General features: G+C 36.8%; 16 protein-coding genes. 8 read left to right on the top strand and 8 right to left on the bottom strand.

The window, feature by feature from the left end; all coding sequences use genetic code 11:
- Nucleotides 1–17: 17 nt before the first annotated feature.
- The 3 genes from F933_RS12435 to pilG are packed head-to-tail and all read right to left on the bottom strand — an operon-like array spanning nt 18 to nt 1,360.
- On the bottom strand, nt 18–554 hold the full coding sequence (locus F933_RS12435) for a chemotaxis protein CheW (RefSeq protein ID WP_005061620.1): 537 nt from the start codon (nt 552–554) through the stop codon (nt 18–20).
- A 39-nt stretch (nt 555–593) separates the two neighbouring features.
- Nucleotides 594–956, bottom strand: a complete 363-nt coding sequence (locus F933_RS12430) for a response regulator (RefSeq protein ID WP_005061617.1) — start codon at nt 954–956, stop codon at nt 594–596.
- A 20-nt stretch (nt 957–976) separates the two neighbouring features.
- Nucleotides 977–1,360, bottom strand: coding sequence for a twitching motility response regulator PilG (pilG, locus tag F933_RS12425; protein WP_005055851.1), 384 nt, complete (start codon nt 1,358–1,360; stop codon nt 977–979).
- Nucleotides 1,361–1,637: 277 nt separating this feature from the next.
- Here pilG and F933_RS12420 point away from each other — a divergent pair, with 277 nt between their 5' ends.
- Both F933_RS12420 and F933_RS12415 read left to right on the top strand, forming a co-directional pair.
- Nucleotides 1,638–2,282, top strand: coding sequence for a hypothetical protein (locus F933_RS12420; RefSeq protein WP_005061615.1), 645 nt, complete (start codon nt 1,638–1,640; stop codon nt 2,280–2,282).
- Between the two features lie 204 nt (nt 2,283–2,486).
- Nucleotides 2,487–4,202, top strand: a complete 1,716-nt coding sequence (locus F933_RS12415) for a proline--tRNA ligase (RefSeq protein WP_005061611.1) — start codon at nt 2,487–2,489, stop codon at nt 4,200–4,202.
- A gap of 58 nt (nt 4,203–4,260) precedes the next feature.
- Here the strand turns inward: F933_RS12415 and F933_RS12410 are convergent, their stop codons facing one another.
- The 4 genes from F933_RS12410 to F933_RS12395 all read right to left on the bottom strand — a co-directional run bounded on the left by F933_RS12410 (nt 4,261) and on the right by F933_RS12395 (nt 6,365).
- Nucleotides 4,261–4,599, bottom strand: a complete 339-nt coding sequence (locus F933_RS12410; RefSeq protein WP_005061609.1) for a YegP family protein — start codon at nt 4,597–4,599, stop codon at nt 4,261–4,263.
- A 146-nt stretch (nt 4,600–4,745) separates the two neighbouring features.
- On the bottom strand, nt 4,746–5,090 hold the full coding sequence (locus F933_RS12405; protein ID WP_005061606.1) for a zinc ribbon domain-containing protein YjdM: 345 nt from the start codon (nt 5,088–5,090) through the stop codon (nt 4,746–4,748).
- A 422-nt stretch (nt 5,091–5,512) separates the two neighbouring features.
- Nucleotides 5,513–5,848, bottom strand: coding sequence for a DUF2004 domain-containing protein (locus tag F933_RS12400; RefSeq protein ID WP_005061604.1), 336 nt, complete (start codon nt 5,846–5,848; stop codon nt 5,513–5,515).
- Nucleotides 5,849–5,918: 70 nt separating this feature from the next.
- Nucleotides 5,919–6,365, bottom strand: a complete 447-nt coding sequence (locus tag F933_RS12395) for an SRPBCC family protein (RefSeq protein ID WP_005061602.1) — start codon at nt 6,363–6,365, stop codon at nt 5,919–5,921.
- A gap of 188 nt (nt 6,366–6,553) precedes the next feature.
- On the opposite strand from F933_RS12395, the gene ygfZ reads away from it, so the two are divergent.
- The 5 genes from ygfZ to F933_RS12370 all read left to right on the top strand — a co-directional run bounded on the left by ygfZ (nt 6,554) and on the right by F933_RS12370 (nt 9,757).
- Nucleotides 6,554–7,276 carry a CAF17-like 4Fe-4S cluster assembly/insertion protein YgfZ gene (gene ygfZ / locus F933_RS12390; RefSeq protein WP_005061600.1) on the top strand — a complete coding sequence of 241 codons (723 nt, stop codon included), beginning with the start codon at nt 6,554–6,556 and terminating at the stop codon, nt 7,274–7,276.
- Between the two features lie 89 nt (nt 7,277–7,365).
- A complete protein-coding gene (locus F933_RS12385) occupies nt 7,366–7,599 on the top strand; it encodes a hypothetical protein (protein WP_005061599.1) in 234 nt (77 codons plus the stop codon).
- A gap of 2 nt (nt 7,600–7,601) precedes the next feature.
- Entirely contained in the window at nt 7,602–7,922 is a 321-nt protein-coding gene (locus tag F933_RS12380; protein WP_034710853.1) for a low molecular weight protein tyrosine phosphatase family protein, read from the top strand.
- An 83-nt stretch (nt 7,923–8,005) separates the two neighbouring features.
- Nucleotides 8,006–8,728, top strand: a complete 723-nt coding sequence (locus F933_RS12375; protein ID WP_005061596.1) for a DsbC family protein — start codon at nt 8,006–8,008, stop codon at nt 8,726–8,728.
- A gap of 222 nt (nt 8,729–8,950) precedes the next feature.
- Nucleotides 8,951–9,757 carry a tetratricopeptide repeat protein gene (locus F933_RS12370; RefSeq protein ID WP_005061595.1) on the top strand — a complete coding sequence of 269 codons (807 nt, stop codon included), beginning with the start codon at nt 8,951–8,953 and terminating at the stop codon, nt 9,755–9,757.
- Nucleotides 9,758–9,794: 37 nt separating this feature from the next.
- Here the strand turns inward: F933_RS12370 and F933_RS12365 are convergent, their stop codons facing one another.
- Nucleotides 9,795–11,924: a TonB-dependent receptor gene (locus tag F933_RS12365; RefSeq protein ID WP_005061593.1), complete on the bottom strand. Its 2,130-nt coding sequence runs from the start codon at nt 11,922–11,924 to the stop codon at nt 9,795–9,797.
- 204 nt (nt 11,925–12,128) lie between these two features.
- Here F933_RS12365 and mutM point away from each other — a divergent pair, with 204 nt between their 5' ends.
- Nucleotides 12,129–12,956 (top strand): bifunctional DNA-formamidopyrimidine glycosylase/DNA-(apurinic or apyrimidinic site) lyase, encoded by an 828-nt coding sequence (gene mutM / locus F933_RS12360; protein WP_005061590.1) that lies wholly within the window; start codon nt 12,129–12,131, stop codon nt 12,954–12,956.
- Nucleotides 12,957–12,962: the final 6 nt, after the last annotated feature.

Below are 12,962 nucleotides of genomic sequence, written 5' to 3'. Positions count from 1 at the left end.
GTTCCGTAGCGTACAAATTAGTTTATAAATTTTATAGATGCATTCATATATTGAGGATTTTGCAACAACCGACTCAGTAAAAATACATGCCATTGCTGATTATGTTGATGGAAATAACCTTGACAATAATCTTTTAATTTATCGTCAATTTCAGCACTTTGAGAAAAGAAACTCTTTTTATTAAAGTGCTGGATTCCAAGAACTTGATCTACAACCAAGCCAACATAATGATCTTGATGACTAATACATATTACTTTTTGTGTTGGCGAAAATTGACTCCGCTGCCCTGAAATAAAATGCGTTAAATCAGAAACTGAAAGCAATCGTCCACGAATATTTGCCAAACCACGCACCCATGCTTGGGTATTTGGAACAGGAGTATATTTCGGTGGATATATTACTTCCGAAATTTCCCCCAATGGAGCGACAAAATATTGCCCTAACATCTCAAATGCAATACCAGACCAACGGCTGACTTCATTTTGAGTTGAAGCGTATTGTTTATTGCCTCGCTTGGATAAGCGAAGCAATTCGATAAATCCATTTGCTGCCATAACCTATCCTGTATTGAGTAATGAAAAGGCCCGTATTGATTAACTTAATAGTTCTTTAATTACATCAATAAGTTGCTGTTCATCAATTGGCTTGGTTAAATAATCACAAGCACCTTGACGCTTACCCCATACACGATCTGTCGCCTGATCTTTGGTACTTACGATCACAACAGGAATATGCTGTGTGTCTTTACCTTTGCTGATTTGGCGAGTTGCTTGAAAGCCATTCATCCCTGGCATAACCACATCCATAAGAACTAAGTCTGGTAATTCTGCTTGTGCCATCGTGACACCATCCGCGCCATTGGTCGCCTCAATCACATCATAACCGTGCTTAGTCAAAATTTCTCTAAAACGAAATGTTTCAGTAGGAGAATCATCTACGATAAGTATACGAGCCATTTTTTCCTCAATTTAATTCTTTATGCGCCAACGTGGTTACGAATCGCATTTAAAAGCTCATCTTTACTAAATGGCTTAGTTAAATACTCATCTGAGCCCACAACACGACCTTTCGCCTGATCAAACAAACCGTCTTTGCTTGATAACATGATCACAGGAATATTTTGATAATTTAGAGAGTTTTTAATTAATGCGCAGGTTTGATAACCGTCTAAACGAGGCATCATAATGTCAACAAAAACGATATCAGGATTAGCTTCAGCAATTTTTGATAGTGCTTCAAAACCATCAACGGCTGTGATTACTTCACAACCTTCACGCTGCAATAATGTTTCTGCTGTACGACGAATTGTTTTTGAATCGTCAATTACCATTACCTTTAAATTTTGAAATTTATCTTCCATTTAATTGTCCTGCCCCAATACTCAATACAAATTATGGTTGTTTAATTTGTTTTATACAGATTAGTTGATATTTTTAACATATCTTTACTTGCATTATCAATGAAGTTTTTTGAACCAATCTATCAGTTTTTCTTAACAACACTAAGTGGTTCACACTTTTCATCGAATAACTATTTTTTTTGCATCTTAAGTATTTTTAATTGTATAAATAGCTACTAATATACAACTGATTATTATTTAAAAATAAGTGATTTAGTTAACTTTTTTGGGGAATGTAATGACTGGTTTGTTAAAGTGGAGTTGCCGCGTTAGTCACTTTACAATGATCACTCGCAATTACATTTGTGCTTTTTTATTATGCATTTTTACTATTGATTGCTTTGCAGCAACCGACCAGTCTAAACCCGTTTGGTATCGTTACTATGATAAAAATGGCGTGGCAAATGTGAGCACTTCGGTCACTCCTGAACATATTCGTTATGGCTATGAAGCTTTAGATCGTAATATGCAAGTTATTAAGCGAAATCGTCCTTACAATGCGATTCAAGATGTACAACAATCTTCTCGTCGTGAATCTATAGCACGTCAACGCGAACAAGATTTGAAACTCAAACGTGCTTATGGTAGTACCAAAATTGCTGCAGCAAAACGTGATCAAATTTTAGCAAATTTAAAAAAACAACTGAACTATCAACAAGAGCAACTTCAACAGCTACAACAAGATAAAATCGGTTTTAAACGCCAAGAAATGGAATATCATCGCAAAGGCCAACCCTTACCTCCGCAACTTAAAAGTAATTTAGAGAATAATGCAAGAAATATTGATAATGTAAAAAGAACTGTAGAAAGTTTACGTAATGCTTATCATAAAACTGAACAGGACTATGCCGATATTATCAATCGTTTGAGTAAGCTTGAATAAAGTGGATCACATCATTCTTAGTTAGTTTCATCTAGTCTTCCCAATTTAATTATCATTTATTCCTTCAAACGCAATTCCCGCATTTTAACTTTTCCCGAAATTGATTGATTCATGGCATAATGCCAACTACTCAAAGATGGGCATATTACTTGTTCACTGTTGTAATCTTATTTTTATATAACACTTAACTTTAGGATAGTTTCCATGCGCGCAAGCCGCTTTTTATTTGCAACGTTAAGAGAAACCCCAAATGATGCTGAAGTGATATCTCACCAGCTCATGTTACGTGCGGGGATGATTCGTAAATTAGCTTCTGGCTTATACTCTTGGTTGCCCATGGGAACACGTGTTTTAAAGAAAGTTGATGCGATTGTCCGTGAAGAAATGAATCGTTCAGGCGCATTAGAAGTCTTTATGCCAGTGACTCAACCTGCTGCTTTATGGGAAGAGTCTGGTCGTTTTGTACAATATGGTCCTGAGTTATTACGCTTTAAAGATCGTCATACTAACGACTTTGTATTGGGTCCAACGCACGAAGAAGTTATTACTGATTTAGCGCGTAATGAATTAAAAAGTTATAAGCAACTTCCATTGAATTTTTATCAAATTCAAACCAAATTCCGCGATGAAATTCGTCCACGTTTCGGTGTGATGCGTTCTCGTGAATTCATCATGAAAGATGCATATTCGTTTCATGCAAATCAAGAATCACTTCAAGAAACTTACGATGTGATGTATGACACTTATAGTCGTATCTTTAGTCGTCTAGGATTAGACTTCCGCCCTGTACAAGCAGATACAGGCTCGATCGGTGGTTCAGCATCACATGAGTTTCATGTACTTGCAGCTAGCGGCGAAGATGATATTGCATTTTCTACAGAATCAGACTATGCAGCTAATGTTGAAATGGCTGAGGCTGTATTAGTGGGTGAGCGTGGCGCTGCAACTCAAGATTTGGCATTGATTGAGACACCAAATCAAAAAACCATTGCAGATGTATGCCAATTCTTAAATGCAGATGCAGCACAATCAGTAAAAGCCTTGCTTGTACAAGGTATAGCTGACGAATCAGGCAATATCCCTGTTGTTGCATTATTCTTACGTGGTGATCATGAACTGAATGACATCAAAGCAGAAAAGCACCCTTTAATTGCCTCGCCTTTGGCTTTTGCAACAGAAGAACAATTGAAACAGAAAGGCTTAACTGCTGGTTTCTGTGGTCCGCAAGGTCTTGTTGAAAAAGGTTTGGCAGTCATTATCGACCGTGCAGCCTCTGTATTATCTAACTTTATTGCAGGTGCGAATGAAGTGGATAAACATGCAACTGGCGTAAATTGGGATCGTGACGCGAAATTTACTGAAGTCTTCGATCTTCGTAATGTGGTTGAAGGTGATCCATCTCCTGATGGTAAAGGCACCCTTCAAATCAAACGTGGTATTGAAGTTGGTCATATTTTCCAACTCGGCACAAAATACTCTGAAGCATTAGGCTGTAAAGTGCTTGGTGAAGATGGCAAGCCGTTTACCGTGACAATGGGTTGTTATGGTATTGGTGTAACACGTGTGGTTGCGGCTGCGATTGAACAAAATTTTGATGATAAAGGTATTATTTGGCCACAAGCAATTGCGCCATTTGACATCGCTATTGTGCCAATGAATGCACATAAATCGCCTCGTACCGTTGAAGCTGCTGAAGCTCTGTACGCAGAATTACAAGCACAAGGCTATGATGTATTACTGGATGATCGAAATGAACGTCCTGGTGTAAAATTCTCTGATCTTGAGTTGATGGGTATTCCACATCGTATTGTGATTGGTGAAAAAGGCTTGGATGCAGGTACTTTTGAATACAAAGGTCGTCGCGATGAAGAAGCAAGCAATTTGACTAAAGAAGAATTAATCGCAAAATTCGCGCGTTAATTTTTCACTAGAATCCATAAATAAAAAAGCCGTTTTATAAACGGCTTTTTTATTGTAATCATGAAGTTGTCAAATCTTTTACTGTTTCAGATGGACCATTGTTTTTTACTGATTCAATACCCTTATCACGTGATTGCTCACTTGCATAAAGCTGACTTGTGCCAATAACCTGATGATTTGCCGCCTTTAAATTAAAATAAGCTTTATCATTTTTAGAAGTTAGTTTTTCATAACGTGCATCATCTGGACTATTTTTTTGTACTGATGCAATGCCATTCATAGCAGCAGCTTTTGTTTTATATAACTCACTATTTAGAATAGCTTCTCCATTTCCTGCTTTTAATATAAATCGAAACTGACCATCACTAGCTAAGCTTACTTCAAACCATCCAGCCATAAAAAACCTCTTTTATTTTAGAGTTAATATTGTTTGTTATTTACTCAATATAAATCAGCTAAAAAAATATTAGATCGTTTTTTGTTCATTTTTGGTAATTGATAATTTTAAAAAAGGAGCATTTTTGCATGCTCCTTTCATGTGAGTTAAACCTTTTTCACATATTCCGATTTGAGTTTCATTGCTCCAACACCTTCAATTTTACAATCGATATTGTGCCCATCGACTGCATCTGGTACTAAACGAATATTTTTCACTTTTGTTCCAACTTTAACAACAGAAGATGAACCCTTAATTTTTAAATCTTTAATCACAGTTACAACATCACCGTCAACCAATACATTTCCATTAGCATCTTTAATAACGTCTTGTAATTCTGAAACCGCTGCTTCCCCTTCCTTCCATTCATGTGAACATTCAGGACAAATCAATAAGTCGCCATCTTGGTAAGTATATTCTGATTGGCATTGTGGGCAATGTGGAAAAGACATAAAAGAAACTCAAAACGACTATTATGATGGATAGACTCAATTATTCAAAGTCTTAGGCTGAAATCGTTTTTCGAGTAAATAATTTTAAGTACTAAAACATAATTAGGTGTAGTATTCTTCGCTGCAAAATCAGAATCAATAATTGTTGTTCTGCTATTTCTCTGAACTGATGCAGATAAAGATTATCTTTAAGTTCTTGGTGATATCCATCTCGAAAAACCTAGCCAATGTTCAACCTTGTGATAAAAGGCTTATCACAACTCAGTAAAAGTGCAATTCCCCTCAGTCATAATTTAAATGTGCAAGCTTTTTAGAAAATCCTATTGAGCACAAACGATCAAACTAGATTTAGCCACCCACTATTTCGACAGATTCATATACACCTTTTTTTGTTATTCACAGAAGTGGCAAAAAATTCTGAATTAGCTCTCCATAGAGATATCAATAACATCTCCTTTCTTATCAAAACTGACACAAAGCACATAATTGGTTATTTCATCAGGTAAGCTAAAATCAATTAATTCAGTACTTTGAAATGAATCATCTTCATCGTTGTCCACAACCAATAAATCTAATACCTGTAATACTGTAGGCTTTTGAGTTCCAGTATGTTTTTCCCAATACGATGGTTCAATTTCTTCAAGATGATGTTGAATAAATAATTCTACACTATCTTCAGCTTTTTGATTTTCTAAAGCCTCACGCATAGCAATACGTGCAAGATGTTCTCGTTGTTGAATATTTTCCTGTTCAGACATAATCCCCTCACAATCACAATAAAAACATTTTTTTATTTTTCTATTTTAATTTTGACCAAACCTGAAACAATTACTCATCAGGAATTTCAGGCTGTATCAATAGATTTAACAAATAAAGAGATTCTTGCCATCCTAAGTAACACGCCTCTACAGGAATCACATCTGGTATTCCCTCTTGGGTAATATTTATCTCAGTTCCGACCAAGACTGATTTCAATTGAATCGTGACTTGTATCTCTCCGACCAAATTCGGATCATCAAACTTATCTGTGTAACGTAATAATTCATTAGGAATAATTTCAACATAGGTGCCGCTAAATGAGTGCGCCCGACCAGTTGAAAAGTTGGTAAACGACATTTTATATGTGCCGCCTTGTTGCGGATCTAGGTGGTGAACTTTTGCGGTAAATCCGTGAGGAGCCATCCACTTTACTAAGGCATCAGGATCAAGAAATGCTTTAAAAACTCGCTCAGGCGGTGCGCTAAAAATTCGATGTAATCGTACTGTACCTGCCATTTTTATTCTCCAATCTTACTATTATTTTATTTGGTGAAATGATCATAGCGATTTGATTAATAATTACTATACCTTCAATCGCATATTTCAGCACGATTATCGAGATTCTTAAGCTGCTTTTTTGTGAAAAAAAGCGCAGAATAGTATCCCGTATTTTAATGATCAGAACGCAGCTTTAGGATTGATCTATGAGTCAACTTGCTTTTACTGCTTTTAGCTTAAATGGTATTGATGCACAAAAATTCTTACAAGGTCAGGTCACTGTTCACATTGAACGCTTGGCTGAAAACGAAAGCCGTTACACTGCAATTTGTGATTTAAAAGGGCGAATTCACTTTGGTCTTTGGATAAAAAAACTCAATCCTGAAAGTTTTGAGTTGGTCACCACTCAAGATCAAGCAGAAGAATTTGCCAAACACATTCGTAAGTTTGGTGCCTTCTCTAAAATGAAACTGGAAGAAATTGGTGCAGTTTTTCCAAGTGTAATTGGTAATCATACTGAATTCTCTCAAACAGAAACTGATGTTCAAGTTTGGCAAACCGCAGCTATTCGATCAGGTCAAGCGTGGATTATCCAGGCAACTGAACACTTATTCCAACCTCAAGAATTACGTTTGCATCAACGTGAAGGCGTACACTTTGATAAAGGGTGTTATTTAGGTCAAGAAATTGTGGCACGTCTTTGGTTTAAAGCAAAACCGAAGCATTGGTTACATTTAATTCAGGCTAAAGGTGAACTTCCAGCCCCTGCAACTCAACTGAGTAAAGATGTAGAAGTGGTAAATAGTGTTGTATTTGAAGATGGCTATCTCGCACTTGTAATTGCCAAACCAGCAGCTTTAACAGAACTTGGTGTATCCGTTTTAGATCTACCAGAAGCGCTGAATGGTGATGTGGCAAGACCAAGCTAAGCCCTTGTAAAAATCAGGCTTTAATTTTATATTAAAAACTCATGTGTTATCGCGACTGCTGAACCCGATTAATTCATGAGTTTTTTACAATGGATCACTTATCACAACAACGTAATCGATCATGGCGACGTAAGCAGAAATATTTATTTCGAGGACGTGACTGTAGACACACAACACTTTTGTGGAAAGCACCCAAGAAGTGGAAATATCCATATACACGACAACTCAAAATTATTCGAGCAAGACAATTAGCAATCGAATATCCACGAATCTCTGCAAAGCAATATTTACATGATGCTCGTTCTAATTACTGGATTTTTTAATTCTGAATACACTCTTTATTTGCAGCCGTAATCAATGGCGTAGCCCAACAGCTGAACGTATTTTCGCGCAGGAATATGGTCTACAGACCCGTTCAGCTGGCACGAGTCGCCATGCCAAGCACACCCTCTCAATCAAAGATATTGCATGGGCTGAACAGATCTTTGTGATGGAACAACGGCATAAACAACAAATTAAAGAAAAATTTTCCAAACAACTTCTCCACAAAAAAGTGTTTGTCCTAGATATTCCAGATGATTATCACTATATGGATCCAGCTCTCATCGAATTATTAAAATTAGCGATGCAACCCTATTTAAAATAAAGTTCTATTTCTATTCTTGTCGAAAATAAAAATGAACGTTATTGTTTGTGTATTCTTAACAATTTACTTTTCCAATGAAAATAATGATCAAAACCTTAATATCAGCACTTAGTCTAAGCGTTCTAGGTTTACAAATACTGCATGCTGATAGCAAAACTTTAGAACAAAATTTTAAGAAGAATTATCCTGACCTGCCTATTAGCGCTATCTCAGCTTCACCATTCTCTGGGATATATGAAGTCTATGTTGGTGGAAAAATTATTTATACAGATGAGGCGGCAAAATATTTATTTTTTGGCAACTTACTCGATGTAAAGAATCAAAAAAATCTTACGGAGGAACGCATAGCAGAGCTAAGTAAGATTGATATTAAACAATTACCGCTTGATCAAGCCATTAAATACGTAAAAGGCAATGGAGAGCGTATTGTCTATATTTTTACTGACCCAGACTGTCCGTACTGTCAAAAGCTAGAACAGCATATGACATCTATTGATAACATCACTGTATATTTATTCTTATTTCCTTTGAAGAAATTACACCCTCAAGCAGAAACTGTTGCGAACAAAATTTGGTGTGCTAAAAACCAATACGAAGCTTGGGAAGATTATATGTTGCATCGCAAACTCACCAAGAATTCAGGCGAATGTAAAACACCAATTCAAAAGAACTTAGATTTAGGTCAATCTTTACAAATTAATGGAACACCAACATTGTTTTTACAAAATGGCAGCCGAATTTCTGGCATCCCCCAAAATGCAGATCATCTTGAGAAAATATTACAAGAAGCCAGCTTAAATAAATAACACAACACTTAAAGGTATTTGTATTAATTCACTATTTAAACAAATACCTTATTTAAATTTAAGATAATGATTTTTATAAAATAATTAAATTTAACATCCAAATGCTATAAGATATACAAAATCTTCATTTACATTCTCAACCAAACTTTTATCATGAGCATGTCAAATTATTTTCTACTGCTTATAAAGGATTTAAGCAGAAAGAGATGAAAGGAATAAAATATGAAAAAGTTGCTCACTGCTGGTCTAATATTTGTAGCTAGTCATTCTTCATTTGCAGCAGATAACAAAACAACTGCAAAACCTGATGTATTTGCGAAAGCAACCCAACTGTATGAAGCAAAAAATTATGTTGCTGCCTTTGAAGAAATGCAAAGACTTGCAAACACAGGAAATGCTCAAGCAATTTACAATCTTGGCTATATGCATCAAGTTGGGCAAGGCACCAGCAAGGATGAAAAAAAAGCTGTTCAATATTATCAAGAAGCATCCAATAAGGGCTTTGGCAAAGCAAGCTTTACTCTAGCTCAAGCCTATAATACTGGTGATTTGGGCATTAGCAAAAACTCTCAGAAATACAAAGAATATTTAGATAAAGCATCAAATCAAGGTTCTGAAGAAGCCATCGTAGAGAGTGCGAACATTTTGTTTCGCCAAGGAAAACCCGAATACGATCAGCTTGCCGTACAAAAATTACTTCCTCTGTTGCGCAAAGGCTATCAACCAGCAGTTCATTTGAAAGCAATTTATGATCTGAGTTTAGGGGTCAAAAATAAGAATCCTATTATGCAGCAACGGGCTGTTGAATCTTTACAAGATTTAGCAAAAAAAGGATATCCACCCTCGCTTATGGTTTTGGCAAATATGCTTGCTAATGGCGGCATTGTTGATCAAGATTTAGAGCAAGCTAAAAATATTTTTGCTCGTTTGGCAGCAGCAAATTATCCAAATGCGAAAGAGTCTTTAGCCAAGGTTGAAGAAGCCATTACAGCGAAAAAAGCAGCTACGGCCCAAGCACCTAAAAAATAGAAAAAAAAGAGCAGCATTAAAATGCTGCTCTTTCCATTTAGAATTGTTTACTCACTTTGATTCCAGCACTCCAGTTACGCCCATCAGCAGGCTCAAAGAATCGGCCATTACTATCATTGACAATCACAGAGCCTGCATAGTTTTTATCAAATAAGTTATCGACACGTGCGAAGCCATTAATTCCCCAATCTGCATATTTCCAAGCATATCCCGTGTATATCGAAGCAACGGTATAACTTGGCGCCGTATCACTATTGATATCATCAACATAGACCTTATCCATATATTGAGCATCTACACCTGCATACAAGCCTTGCTCTGGTTTCCATGCCAAACCAAAAAAAGCTTGGTTCTTCGCAATACCAGGAATTGCATTACCTTTTTGAACAGCCTTTACTGTTCCAACAGCAGGGATAGCAGCATCAAAAGTTGCATCTAAATAACCATAACTAGTATTAACCTCTAGGTCTTTCCAGAGTTTTTTATTCCAAGCTAGCTCAACACCCTGACGTAAGGTTTGATCTGCATTTCGAAATGTCGAACGTCCATTCGAAGTTCCCGCTGAAACAATATCATTTTTGGTTTTGCTCTGGAAAACAGCCAACGTAAAATCACCAAATTGGTTTTGTGATTTTAAACCCAGTTCATAGTTATCACTGGTCGATGGTTTTAAGCCAAAATTAAATCCAGATTTGGTCGAATCTGCTTGATAAGCCATTTCAGTAAAGGTTGGTGTTTCAAAACCTTTGGCATAGCTGACATAAGTCAATAACTCAGGGATTATTTGCCAACTTAGTGCTGCTGATGGTAATAACTTGTTGTAATCCGTTTTATCACTGTCATTGCCATTATTTAGATAATGATCTTTAGACTTGTAATTTACATTGCTATAACGCAGCCCCGTATCTAAACGCCAACTCGGTAAAAATTGCCATGAAGCTTGTACATAAGGATCAACATTCCACAAGCTATTGTCTTCATCACGACGTAATGTACCTTTCACCCCATAAGATGGTGAGCCATTAACAAGATTAAAGTTCTCGTACCCTTTACGATCTTCATCCATGCTATCAACAGCAAACCCTGCGCTGAAGGTTGTATTCGGCAATAGTTCTTTACCTGTCCATCGGAAATCAGCGCCATAATAGTTGCGTTCAAAGTTGATCACACCACCCGCATGATTTGGGTTGTTTTGAGCAGATTGGGGAATAGATTGATATTGAGTCACTTGGCGATTTCCAAAATACGCCATCGCATACAATTCATTTTGATCATTGATCGGCTTAGACCAAGTCACGCCTGTCTGAGTTTGCTCGATATCTTTACGAACATTGTAAATATTATTAGCATCATTTACTTGGCGGGGATTTTGTTGCCACTGTGTTCTATTTAATCCTTGTGGGTCGTCGGCATGAATCTTGACATAGTTAGTAACCCAATTAATTTTACTGCCATCGTCCAAATTCCACGTCAGTTTCGCATTATTTAAGACTTTTTCTGCGCTACTATGATCACGGTAACCATCAGTATCAAAATAAGAGGAACTGATAATATAGCTCGGCTCATTTTGATTTTTCGCACCGCCTTGCAACACGAGACCAGTACGATTCTTGTTATGACTACCACCTGCATAACTCATTTCAATCGAATCTTTACCTTGCCCCTCTCGAGTCGTTGCGAGAATTGCGCCACCAGATGAGTTTCCATACAGTGAAGAAAATGGACCGGTTAATACTTCTAGATGGCTTAAACTACTTAAATCAATATTTGAGGTTTGACCCTGACCATCTGGCATAGTGGCTGGAATACCATCTGTATATAAACGGATACCGCGTACACCGAAAGTCGATCTAGCACCAAAACCACGCATTGAGAGCTGTAAATCTTGTGCATAATTTTCACGATTGCGTAATTGTACACTTGGAATACCTTTCACCACTTCGGTTAAATTTACCTGTGCAGATTGATCATTTTGAGGCATATCTACCCTAAAGATCGATGCAGGCGTTTCCATATACGAAGTGTCTGTCCGTGTTGCCTCAACTTTGATCACTGGTAGTTGCGTTGGTAAATCTTGTTTAGGCTCTATAGCCCATAAGCTAGAACTAGTGAACCCCATGCATATGATGATACAACCGTATAAAACATTAATTTTCATTGAAGGCATGAAGTTTCCTTATTTCTCAAAATTTCAAGTCGCGATTTAAAAGTAAGAATATGATTATTTTATAATTATCTTACCTATTTAACTTTAGCGAAAACGATCAAAACAATTCGTGATCTGTATTAGCAAATAAAATTAAATGCACGCATAATTGTAAGTGAAACCTTTGCCCTCATTGTATTGTTGTTGAAACAACTTGAGTAACCTATGCCCGAACTACCAGAAGTTGAAACCACAAAAACCAGTTTACTCCCGCTATTAGAGCAACGTGTTCAATCAGTAAGCGTACACAATTCAAGTTTGCGCTGGCCTATTCCCAATGATATTGAAAAACTGATTGGACAACGTCTAATTCAATTGAAACGACGTTCTAAATATATTTTGGCAGAGTTTGAAAGAAATCAAATGCTTTGGCATCTCGGTATGTCTGGCAGCTTTCGCTTATGCCAGCCAAATGATGAGCTTAGAAAACATGATCACCTCATCATCAACTTTGAAGATCATCAGCTTCGCTACCACGATCCACGTCGCTTTGGATGTATTTTATGGTTAGATTCCGAAAGTAAAAGCAAACTTATTGATACCCTTGGTCCTGAACCGCTAAGTGATGATTTTAATGCTGCTTACCTGCAAGAAAAACTTAATAAAAAGAATGTAGGCATCAAAATTGCTTTAATGGATAATCACGTAGTGGTAGGTGTTGGTAATATTTATGCGACTGAAAGTTTATTCAACATTGGGGTTCATCCAGCACAACCTGCTTCAACGTTAAGCAAAACACAAGTGGAAAAGTTGGTTGTCGAAGTCAAACGCATCTTAAAACATGCCATTGATCTAGGCGGTTCAACCTTACGCGATTACACTAATGCGATGGGCGAAAATGGCTATTTTCAGCAAACACTTTTAGCTTATGGTCGTGCAGGTGAAATGTGCGTTAATTGTGAAACCACATTGGAAAACTTGAAATTAGGTCAACGTGCCAGTGTATTTTGTCCACAATGCCAGCCATTAAAGTTGAAAAACACTGAAATATAAATGTAA

The sequence above is a fragment of the Acinetobacter beijerinckii CIP 110307 genome, from assembly GCF_000369005.1.
Lineage (GTDB): Bacteria > Pseudomonadota > Gammaproteobacteria > Pseudomonadales > Moraxellaceae > Acinetobacter > Acinetobacter beijerinckii.
This window is presented reverse-complemented; position numbering and strand designations above follow the sequence as displayed.

Coding starts and splice junctions, on each gene's coding strand:
- F933_RS12400 (WP_005061604.1), bottom strand. CDS start 5,848: ATGTCTGAACAGGAAAATATTCAACAACGAGAACATCTTGCACGTATT.
- mutM (WP_005061590.1), top strand. CDS start 12,129: ATGCCCGAACTACCAGAAGTTGAAACCACAAAAACCAGTTTACTCCCG.
- F933_RS12430 (WP_005061617.1), bottom strand. CDS start 956: ATGGCTCGTATACTTATCGTAGATGATTCTCCTACTGAAACATTTCGT.
- F933_RS12395 (WP_005061602.1), bottom strand. CDS start 6,365: ATGGCAGGTACAGTACGATTACATCGAATTTTTAGCGCACCGCCTGAG.
- ygfZ (WP_005061600.1), top strand. CDS start 6,554: ATGAGTCAACTTGCTTTTACTGCTTTTAGCTTAAATGGTATTGATGCA.
- F933_RS12435 (WP_005061620.1), bottom strand. CDS start 554: ATGGCAGCAAATGGATTTATCGAATTGCTTCGCTTATCCAAGCGAGGC.
- F933_RS12365 (WP_005061593.1), bottom strand. CDS start 11,924: ATGCCTTCAATGAAAATTAATGTTTTATACGGTTGTATCATCATATGC.
- pilG (WP_005055851.1), bottom strand. CDS start 1,360: ATGGAAGATAAATTTCAAAATTTAAAGGTAATGGTAATTGACGATTCA.
- F933_RS12410 (WP_005061609.1), bottom strand. CDS start 4,599: ATGGCTGGATGGTTTGAAGTAAGCTTAGCTAGTGATGGTCAGTTTCGA.
- F933_RS12370 (WP_005061595.1), top strand. CDS start 8,951: ATGAAAAAGTTGCTCACTGCTGGTCTAATATTTGTAGCTAGTCATTCT.
- F933_RS12385 (WP_005061599.1), top strand. CDS start 7,366: ATGGATCACTTATCACAACAACGTAATCGATCATGGCGACGTAAGCAG.
- F933_RS12405 (WP_005061606.1), bottom strand. CDS start 5,090: ATGTCTTTTCCACATTGCCCACAATGCCAATCAGAATATACTTACCAA.
- F933_RS12420 (WP_005061615.1), top strand. CDS start 1,638: ATGACTGGTTTGTTAAAGTGGAGTTGCCGCGTTAGTCACTTTACAATG.
- F933_RS12415 (WP_005061611.1), top strand. CDS start 2,487: ATGCGCGCAAGCCGCTTTTTATTTGCAACGTTAAGAGAAACCCCAAAT.
- F933_RS12375 (WP_005061596.1), top strand. CDS start 8,006: ATGATCAAAACCTTAATATCAGCACTTAGTCTAAGCGTTCTAGGTTTA.